This window comes from Wandonia sp., assembly GCF_984588085.1.
Map to the genome: position 1 here is coordinate 1 of NZ_CFIGVI010000072.1, position 10,039 is coordinate 10,039.

A 10,039-nucleotide genomic window follows, 5' to 3' on the forward strand; every position below is an offset into this window, starting at 1 on the left:
TGGTTTATATGCAATCACTTATAGAATTGGTTTTCATTTAATCAAAGAATTTGACAAGACAATTTTGTTTAGAAGTAATTGTACTGCGACTGGACCTTGTGTTTTTACACTTATTGACAGAAACTCAGGGCATAAAGTTAAAGAGTTTGACCAACTTATTTGCATTGACACGGAAAACTACAATTCTGACCATTTGATTATTTACTGTATTGACATCGAAAAACGCTTAAAATACCATTCACAGAAAATCTAACTTCTTCGGCATTTTATCAAAAAAATGGTAAAAAGATTAGTTCTCAGTACCTGCAAATAATCTAACAAAATATAAAAACAGAAATAGCTGCGTACAATATTGTCTAAGAAAAAAGCACGACCCAAAATGTCGTGCTTTTCTTATTTTGTTCTTGTATTAGAATCGGAATGTTACCCCTCCCAGAACCTGGAATTTCTGAACAGGATAATTTTGCCAGCGTTGGTATTGTTGCGCTGCAAAATTATTGAACTGTAAAAAAGCCGATATCCGTTTATTATAACGGTATTCAATCCCCAGATTTGCATCTGCAAGGAAGCCCAGTTTCCTGTAATAGAATAACTCTTCCTCCTGGATATCCTCTCCCGGAGCATACTCCATCGCTTTTCTTCCTCCCTGCATCGTCAGATCAAGATTCACATAAAACTTATCAAACAAGTTGTAATGACCACGAAGCCCTATAACCAGTTCCGGCAGGTTCCATGCATACGGATAGAACCGTGTCATGTAACTGTAATACTGCCCGATCAGATCAATTTTCAGTTTTTCATTTGCCTGATAGGAGATACTTCCCTCTATCCGGGTTATGTTCATAGTGTCATAAACCGCCGTAAAACGATTGCCTCCGGAATAAACTGTATCCACCACATACAGTAATTTATTGGTGAATTTCCCGAAAGAAAGATTAACATCAAAAGAAATCTTCTTTGACAACACTCCTTTGATCCCTCCGTTCAGGTTCAGGGCGTTGTATTCATTTCTCAATTCAAGATTAGATGAAACGAATGGATTCTCCTGACTCACACGTTTGAACGTGTTCTGACGAACGCCTCCGTTTAGTCCTACATACGGAATAAGAATGTCATTGAAGAAGGAATACTGGAATTTTGCCAGCGGAACAGCTATAAATTTCGTTTTTTCCCTCGCGTCCAGTACAAGGTCCACCCCAACGTTCACCGACCATTTTCCATTCTTACCGATGGTGGTAATATTCGGCTTAATATTTACCAGTACGTTGTTGTCTACGAACCCCGAATCCAATCCGATCAATGTCGAATCTTCAATTCCGTATTTATAGTTGTTGTACCGGACATTAAAATCAGCAGCATACACTTCTGTTTTCAACTTGTAATCAAACGAAGAATAGATTCCGAGATAGTTTTCACGGGCCTTCCATTTTTCTAATGTATCCGCACGTTTTCTGTCAAAATAATTATTGTATTCAACGCCAATCTTGTAATTCAGGTTCGCACTGTCTTTCTTATGCGAGTGGTATTCTCCAAACACACCTGTATTATTAAACCGCTGGCGAATACTGTCTCCGGGAACATCTTCATTACGAATGCCATAAAAATGATGCCCCTGGTTAAAATAGTTCACTTTTGCTGTAATGGTGTACTCCTTCTCGATCATTTTACCGTAAGCGTCCAACCGGGTACGGTCAAACTGAGACGGGGCATATCCTTTTATTTTTCCCCATGAACTATGGTGTTTTGCGCTAATCCCCCAATGAAATTTCCGGGAACGCGTTGAGTTAATAAACACCTCACCCAGTGGCATTGTATAATTACCAAAACCTAACTTTACATAGCTGTGGTAGAGTTGTGGCAATTTATCAACCAACTTAATTCGCGCAGGATCTATTTTCTCCAGTTCAAAACTATGCTCCTTTTTCAAGGACAATAGCGGATAACTTACCTGCGGAACAGGCATTACGGTATCCAATACGGAAGGTTTTTCAGCAATACGAAAAACAGGTTCTATTTCCCGTTCAGCCTCATACACGAACGTATAACCACCTTCGTTTTGTGCCACGGCAGAGAACGTCAATACTATAACCGCTAAAAGTGCTTTTGCCTTATTCATTCTGACCTCCTTCCTGCGTATTTTCTTCCATTTCAATGATGTAATCTCCTTTCTCCTCCAAGTCCTTCGGTTTGTCTTTGAGCTGCATCAACTCCTGCATTAATTCATTGGCTTCATCCAGAATACCATCGGTCTGGTTGGTATAATTATTAATTACCGAGTTTAATGTATGTTCAGCCTGGAACAAATCTTCCACCTGAATCAGGTTTCGGGTTTGCAGGATTAATGCTTTGGCAATCCAGTAATCATAAGCAGGTTTCATTTTCAGCAGTTCACGAATGTGATTTTCTGATGTTTTATATTCCCCCTTATGGTAATAGATTTCAGCCAGTGTATATTTTGACTGCGCTGCCAAAACAGTAGATGTCTTTGAAATGACATAGTTCAACGGTTCCAGTGCTTCATCGTATCGTTCCAGTCGGGCCAGTGAAACACCTTTACTGAATTGTGCCTCCAGCTTTTCTGATTGTTCTGCCAATCCGTTTTCGAATACAACTTTAGCTGCTTCGTATGAATTTGCCCAGTTTTCGAGGTAGAAATGACAACGCATCAAACCGAGGTGAGCTGCATAAATCCTTTGCGGTGTGGATGCTTCCTCTTTCAATCGGCTGTAATGCAGTATCGCATCTGCATAATTTCCGGTGTTGTATTCATAAACCGCCGCCCGTGCAAGAGCCGTTTCATGATAAGCCCGCTGATCTCCCTCCAAAACCCGGAGATAATACGTGTATGCCTGTTCTTCTTCTCCCAGGATATAATGCGATTGTGCAATAAAATACACCGCCCGGTTTTTCTGCAATCCTTCCGGATAAGCATCCAGGTATTCAATAAATTTAGGTATTGCCTCCCGGTAATTACTATCCAGGAACAAGTCATACGCTGTATTGAAATAAATAGAATCCTGAAGATCGCCTGTAATTCCCGCACAAGGATATTTGTGAGCAAGTTGTGTAATCTTAAACGGCTCTCCCGACTTCTGGTAAACCTCAATCATCTTTTGCGAAGCATATTTACAAATCTGCTCATCTCCTCCGTATTCCAGTAAAACACGATTCAGATAGCTTTCCGCTTTTTCATAATCTGCTTTTCTCAGATAAGTTACCCCCAATTCATACAAAGCATCCTTTGCCAGAATATTATTGGGGTGGTCATTTAAAATCTGCTCAAAATAACGGATGGACTCATTGTCCTTGTTTTGGTTCCGCGTTACAATTCCCGCTTCAAATATGGATTTGACCAGATAAGGCGATCCCGGATAATTGTTGATAATGTCCAGTAAAGATTGCAATTGCTTATTCCGTTGGTCTTTGAATCCATAACATTTTGCCTGATAGAAACGGGCGCGGTCACTGAAGCCCTGATTGGCCTGCACCACTTTTTCGTAATACTCTATTGCCGCATCGTTCTTTATCGGCTCTTCGTGAGAACTCAGGTAAAAAGCATCTGCGATCCGCATATTGGCATCCGCCAGTTTTTTCTGATCCGTAACAAACGTTTGTTGTGTGTACGTTCTGAAAGCTTCTACTGACTGGATACGATCGTTCAGATTGAAGTACGAGTAACCAATATTGTAATACGCCTCGGCTCTCAACTGCCCCAACAAGCTTCCCCCGTTTGCAAGGAAATAACGATAAGCCTGGATAGCCTGCTCATAATTTTTCATCTGGTAATAGGCATCTGCGATCCAGTAATTGGCTCTCCCGATTAATTCTATTTCCACAGGGTAGCGTGACACCAACTTGAAAGAGGCGATCGACCTTTCATAATCAGATTTTGTAAATTCTTCTACCCCTTTGTTAAAAGCAATCATTTGATAGGCGCTCTTCATCCGGATATCGGGAGTTCCGATTTCATCAATAGAATGAAGTGCTTTTTCATAGTTTTTTGTGGTCATGTACACATTTACCAGATACTGGTACACGTCTTTCCGTTTGTTAGAGTTCGGATAACGTTCCAGATACAACTCAAACGCCTCAATCGCCTCATCGTACGGGTTAATATCTAACTTGTAGGATAAAATCGCGGCATTGTACAGCGCGTCTTCCTGAATTTTTTCATCAAAATCAAGAAAAGAAGCCTGCTCAAAAGCGGTTCGTGCATAGGCATAGTTCTCCAACTTCAAATAACACTCTCCGATGTGGTAAAAAGCAACCTGCCCAAGTTCGTCCTTCTTTCGGGCAACTTTATCAAAATACGTTACTGCTTCTTCATACGCTGCTGACTTGTACAAAGCAAAAGCAAACTGGTAATCGTCTTCTCGTGTCGTTTTTGCCGTCTTATTGTACTCCCGCAGAAAAGGAACAGCCTCATCGTACTTCCCGATTTTGTAATACGCATCCCCGATCAGGTGATTGATTTCCGTAGAATTTGCCGTAACCATTGAGTCCATAATTGCCGGAGCAAACTCAACTACCTTTTCATAATTTCCCTGTAAATAGTAGATCTGTGTGATATAATACGGAACTACCTCTCTGAATCGCGCATCCTCCAACAAGCGTTCAAAATGTTCCAACGCAGTCTGGTAGGATTTGTCCTGATAATGAATATGCGCGTAATAATAAGTTGCCGGAGCCGCATACTGGCTTTGCGAATCTTTTACTTCGAAAAAAGCATCCCGTGCCGGCGAAAAGTTCCCTTCCTGAAAATGCGCATATCCTAACTTAAAAAAATACTCATTTCGATCCGCTTCGGGAACATCCTGTTTATCCAGTTTTTCATACCAAAGAATTGCTTCCTTGTATTTTTTCTTTTGGTAATAATACCTTCCAAGCCTAAGATAGATCTGGTGGCGGTATATGGTCTCCGGAAAATCTGTGAGAAACTGCTCCAGCAGCTTTACTCCATCATCATTGTATAACTCCAGAGCGGACATACCTTCGTAATACCTCGCTTTTACATAAAAAGGGGCATTGGAGGGTTTACAGGTTGCGATGTAGCGGGCAAACTCCTCACGAGCCGCGCTGTATTGTTCTTTCTGGAACAATTCTTCAGCCCGGTAGAATAGCGCATCGTCAGAGTTGTATCTCTCTGTCTCCTGCGCATTTAGTAGCATAGGAATCACTAAACAAGCCACAAGCAAAATACGTACCATGTCCAAATAACTTTTCTAAACTATAAAGTTACACCTAGTTTAGAGCTGTTCAGGCGGGCATTTCAAAAGTTTTACACCCTATCATGTTAAGATAATTTCCGGTTGTCGTTCGGTAACCTCTTTTATCTGTACTATTTTCGTAGTGGTGGAAAAGGTAATTGATATTCATAATGGGAAGATCTATCAGCAGGATCATCTGGTGCTGTTTGATGTGGATCTTGAACTGAAAAAGGGTGAGTTTGTTTTCCTGATCGGTAAAACAGGAAGCGGGAAAAGTAGTCTGTTGAAAACCCTTTACGGAGAAGCAACGCTGGCTGACGGAACCGGTTCTGTTGCAGGATTTGACCTGCGCAAGCTCAAACGTAAACACGTGCCTTTTCTTCGCAGGAAGATAGGAATTGTCTTCCAGGACTTCCAACTGCTCATGGACAGAACTGTGATGGAAAATCTTGTTTTTGTTATGCGAGCCACCGGATGGAAAGGCAAAAAGGCCATGGAGCAACGCGGTATGGAAGTGCTCAACCTGATTGGATTGGGAGAAAAAGCATACCGTATGCCACATGAACTTTCAGGAGGAGAGCAACAACGTATCTCTATTGCCCGTGCGCTTATCAATAAACCGGAAATCATTCTGGCGGATGAGCCAACCGGAAATCTGGATCCCGATACATCGAAAGAGATTATGCAATTACTCGTTGCCATAGCCGGAGAAGGAACCGCTGTGCTGATGGCTACGCATGATCTTTCGCTTATGGAACAATTCGGGGGGCGCGTAATCCGTGTCGAAGAAGGGAAGATTAAGACACTTACTACCATGAAGGATTTCGACCCGTTCTCTTCCGGAGACAGTAAACGGGAGGAATAAGAAAAGGTAAAAAGCTGATTTACTTTGCTTCTGTCAAACTGCGTATCAATCTCGCATTGCGTTCCAGATCAAAAATTGCTTTCAGCTTATTTGTTCTTTCTTCAAAGGCCGCCGGATCATTAGGCCGGGTCGCTAATTCACGTATCTTTTCTTTCCATTCAGAAGGAGTATTGGCGATCTGACACAGCTCTTCCAGCCCTGTTCCTTCAACCATGGTTGTATTTGCCAAACAATATCCTCCGTTTGCCAGAGCATTCAATAATTTATGCTTAATTCCGGTATTTTGAAACGTGGGTAACAGGTTGATTTTTGCTTCACGGATCAGTCGGTTTAGTGCTTCGTTGTCCGGATTGGGAAGTACTTTAATCTTAAAATTTCGGGAAGTCAGCCACTTTGTAAAGCTTTCTGAAGGGTCTTTTCCGGCAATAACCAGTTCCAGTCCATTGTCCGGTTGCCAAAGATCACTTACGATATAACGAACCGCATTCTCGTTTTCCATGACCGATAAGTTTCCGTGAAAAAGTGCGTAGGATTTTGTCCCTCTTTCTCCCGCTCCCCAATGCAACGGGTTAAAAACAGGAACGTATACCCCTTTACCATAGTGTTCCTGAAAATAGGCATTGTCTTTGGGGGTTACGGTCAGAATTTCATCCGCAAAGGAAAAAATACGCTCAAACTGCTTTAGTTTGATTGCCTCCGAACGGAAAAACAACCGCTTTTTTAATTTCGGTTCAATCTTCGCCAATTCTTCATAATAATGGTGTTCCACATTATGTGCCCGAACTCCCAGCCACCGGTTTTGCAATGACTTATGGCTAATAAAATAGCACGTATGAATTCCTTCAAAGAGGATTGGAAAGGTATCTTTTTTCAGGTTTTTCAATAACGCTTGATCGGCCCTGCTTCTCACAATAAACGGAACTGCCGAAAGTAGTAAAAAAGGGTTTGTATCCCGTTGGTAATAAAACACCTCGTCAGCTACCTCTAACAACGCATCCTGTTCTCCTCTTCCATATTCATAACAATGCAGGATAACACGCATACCGATTTCCCGCAATGCTTTACAACGGTGATATACATCAATTACTCCTCCGTAATTATAGGGATAAGGGACATCGAATGAAACAATATGTATTCCGGACGTATCAGCTGACTTCATAAATCTCTTTTAAAACCTCTTCTTCGTGTTCCCAGCACAACTCTTTTGCCGCTCGCTGGCAGTTCTGCTTCCAGTAGGTCAACTGTTCCTCATTTCGGGCGGTCTCCATAAAGAACGCTGCTAATTCTTTCGGATTATGCGACGGAATAAATGTACCCACCTGATATCCTTCCACCACTTTGCGAATTTCCGGCAAATCCGATGCCAGTACGGGTGTGGTTGCGTGAATATAGTCAAATACTTTATTGGGTAATGAAAACCGATAGTTCAGGTTGGTGTCTTTGTCGAGTGTTAACCCGAAATCTGCATGAAATGTGTAGTACATCAATTCATTAAACGGTCGTTTTCCATAAAACCGCACCTTGTCTCCCAACTGCTCTCGCGCTACCTGTTCTTTTAGTTGCGGAACGACATCTCCGTCTCCAACAATCATAAGAAACAGACCTTCTGTATATTTCATGGCTTCCACAGCCTCCTCAACTCCCCGGTCGATGTTGATGCCGGCTCCCTGAACAATAAACAGTTTCCTGTCTTCCGGAATTCCCAGTTCGCTTTTTGGCACAATGTCTTTGGGCGTCCATTTACGTGAAACATTCCGCACAACACGAACGTTCTTCCGGTATTTTTCACTGTAACGCAAAGCGATCGAGTCATTCACTGTGTAAACCGCCTCTAACTTCGGGAAAATCCACTCTTCTATACGCTCCCAGATTCTTTTAATGCGGGGTCGGCTCACCAACTCGGGAACTTCTGTGAAATACTCATGCGTGTCGTAAATCAACCGGTTTCCTTTGATCTTTGCTGCCAGGTATCCGGACAACAGGGTGTCCAGATCATTGGCTAAAAGGTGTGAACTTTTGTGAAACAACTGAAACAGAAACAGGCGAATATTATATTCCGCATAAAACAATGCGCCTTTGTCAAAAAGTAATTTCATGCGCACACATTTGTACTTTCTGTCCGGCATAGGAAGACTGTTTTTTCTTTTTCTGCCGACAAGCGTAACTATAAAACCCTGCTCCGTAAGAAAAGAACAGACTTTATCAACCCGATTGTCCGTTACCAGATCGTTTGTTACAGATACAATGATATGTTTTCTTGCTGCCACGTCGACAAAACTACGAAAGTCAGGAATACTTCTACCTTTATAGGTTCTGTTTTTACGCTTCATTATGCGGATAATCCAAGTCGAAGTCAATTTTATTTAAACTGTTTGTCATAAAAAAATCCCATGAGAATCCGTATATGGATACCTACAATAGGTATTGCACCCCCAATACTCCGCAAAATTTTTCCTTAATTTTCAATGTCTTTATGGTCATCGTATGGATTAACGGCTCTCATTTTTTGAAGGGAAAAGATACATTAAAGACCATAATCCAATTAACTTTTATACACAACAATCACATTTTCAAGTATTCAAAATATTCAAAGTCCATTTTATTCATTAATTTAGTGTTTGAATAACCTACAAAAGGAATATCACACAAACGTTTGATATTCAGACTTTTTGTTTCATTAAAGAAATGAAAATGCCAATTAATATTTACATAGAAGAAACTCGTGAAAATTTGGATAGACTATGTGATGATATTTGGGATTTACCAGACCAGATTGCTGCTCTTGAAACTTGGCTTGAAAACAAAGAGAAAAGTTTAAATCCAAACAAGTATGTTGCTGACATTGGATTTGACATAAGAAAAGATGCAACTGGAGGTGGTGGAGTTCTAAGTTCAAAATCAATGAAAATTATGGGTACAATAGGAATGGATGTTTACTTCTCTGAATACCCAAATATTCAGAAATAATGAAAATTAACAAAAATGACCTATTATTCTATTTAGCAATGTTATTTGCCATTTGGTTTGCTTGGACTGGAATGGTTTGGACATATTTGGCTGCATTGGTTATCGCATACCCGTTTGGAATAATCAGTCTACTAATTTGGTTGTCTATAAAAAAAGAGAATAGGAAAAGAACAAAATGGATTCCTCGAGTTTTAGCAGTTGGATTAATATTATCTCTAATTGTATTAGCCTACCTTCTAATTTGGGATTGAAAAACGAAAACACAACACGGTATATAGCAAATACTACTAAAAGACAATTTATGATTCATAAATACAATAAACTATGAAAGGATTTAGCTACAAAAATTTGATCTTACAAATAATACATGGTAGTGTGATTATCTTAACTTTTTTATTTTTAGTGCTAGACAACTTAAAACTGGACGACTTTTTAAAATCTTACTTTTCTATAGAAGTACTTTTATTTCTTTTTTTGGCATTTTTGATTGGTGTTATTGTTGACTTCATTGCTGATATTTTAGAATCATTATTAATCAAAGCATTAATAAAACCTCCTATATTCTATTTATTAACTAAGGAAATATGGTGTGGAATTGCTCTAGCACATAAAGATTTTATATTAAATGAATTATGCAGAATTGCCGTTGAATATAATGAGATAAATGAAGACAAAAAGGCTGAGGAGGAATCCTATAAAAATCGATTTATAAAATCAGAAAAAAATATTGCAAATTACATTTTACAAGTCGCGAAAAACAAAGCTTTTCGAGTTTGTAAAGATTATCAGAAAGAACAAATTGACTCATTTTTTATCTTATATATTTTTAATAGAAATATATCATTAAGTCTTTTGATTTCCTCATTAGTATTATTCCTCTTTACTTCCAAAATTGCTTTACCAATAGGTTTATTAGTCCTTGTATTACTAACATTAGCTTCATCTTATCGATATTATCTTTATTATTTAAGGATATTGTTAGGTACAATTATTCAAAAAA

Annotated in this window: 8 protein-coding genes; 4 read left to right on the forward strand and 4 right to left on the reverse strand. The window is 39.7% G+C overall.

From position 1 onward, the window contains the following. Positions 1-253, forward strand: a 253-nt coding sequence (locus AC4PL9_RS14755; protein WP_491605519.1) for a hypothetical protein, incomplete at its 5' end; no start/stop codon positions are given. 156 nt (positions 254-409) lie between these two features. Here AC4PL9_RS14755 and AC4PL9_RS14760 read toward each other — a convergent pair. Then, positions 410-2,116 (reverse strand): TonB-dependent receptor, encoded by a 1,707-nt coding sequence (locus tag AC4PL9_RS14760; protein WP_491605520.1) that lies wholly within the window; start codon positions 2,114-2,116, stop codon positions 410-412. Continuing rightward, positions 2,109-5,207: a tetratricopeptide repeat protein gene (locus AC4PL9_RS14765; protein ID WP_491605521.1), complete on the reverse strand. Its 3,099-nt coding sequence runs from the start codon at positions 5,205-5,207 to the stop codon at positions 2,109-2,111. Before AC4PL9_RS14765 ends, AC4PL9_RS14760 begins: the two co-directional genes overlap by 8 nt. A gap of 145 nt (positions 5,208-5,352) precedes the next feature. Here AC4PL9_RS14765 and AC4PL9_RS14770 point away from each other — a divergent pair, with 145 nt between their 5' ends. Next, the gene (locus AC4PL9_RS14770) at positions 5,353-6,072 is read left to right on the forward strand and encodes a cell division ATP-binding protein FtsE (RefSeq protein ID WP_343784435.1); all 720 of its coding nucleotides are present in this window, start codon (positions 5,353-5,355) and stop codon (positions 6,070-6,072) included. 19 nt (positions 6,073-6,091) lie between these two features. Here AC4PL9_RS14770 and AC4PL9_RS14775 read toward each other — a convergent pair whose 3' ends face one another. Beyond that, positions 6,092-7,231 carry a glycosyltransferase gene (locus AC4PL9_RS14775; RefSeq protein ID WP_491605522.1) on the reverse strand — a complete coding sequence of 380 codons (1,140 nt, stop codon included), beginning with the start codon at positions 7,229-7,231 and terminating at the stop codon, positions 6,092-6,094. Continuing rightward, on the reverse strand, positions 7,218-8,402 hold the full coding sequence (locus AC4PL9_RS14780) for a glycosyltransferase (protein WP_491605523.1): 1,185 nt from the start codon (positions 8,400-8,402) through the stop codon (positions 7,218-7,220). Before AC4PL9_RS14780 ends, AC4PL9_RS14775 begins: the two co-directional genes overlap by 14 nt. A gap of 361 nt (positions 8,403-8,763) precedes the next feature. Between AC4PL9_RS14780 and AC4PL9_RS14785 the strand changes: the two genes are divergently transcribed. Then, complete coding sequence (locus AC4PL9_RS14785; RefSeq protein WP_491605524.1) at positions 8,764-9,039, forward strand: hypothetical protein; 276 nt, start codon at positions 8,764-8,766, stop codon at positions 9,037-9,039. Positions 9,040-9,363: 324 nt separating this feature from the next. Continuing rightward, positions 9,364-10,039, forward strand: a 676-nt coding sequence (locus tag AC4PL9_RS14790; RefSeq protein WP_491605525.1) for a hypothetical protein, incomplete at its 3' end; no start/stop codon positions are given.

Excerpts from the sequence above, each read along its gene's own strand:
- AC4PL9_RS14760 (WP_491605520.1), bottom strand. The coding sequence starts at position 2,116 with ATGAATAAGGCAAAAGCACTTTTAGCGGTTATAGTATTGACGTTCTCT.
- AC4PL9_RS14765 (WP_491605521.1), bottom strand. The coding sequence starts at position 5,207 with ATGGTACGTATTTTGCTTGTGGCTTGTTTAGTGATTCCTATGCTACTA.
- AC4PL9_RS14780 (WP_491605523.1), bottom strand. The coding sequence starts at position 8,402 with ATGAAGCGTAAAAACAGAACCTATAAAGGTAGAAGTATTCCTGACTTT.
- AC4PL9_RS14775 (WP_491605522.1), bottom strand. The coding sequence starts at position 7,231 with ATGAAGTCAGCTGATACGTCCGGAATACATATTGTTTCATTCGATGTC.
- AC4PL9_RS14785 (WP_491605524.1), top strand. The coding sequence starts at position 8,764 with ATGCCAATTAATATTTACATAGAAGAAACTCGTGAAAATTTGGATAGA.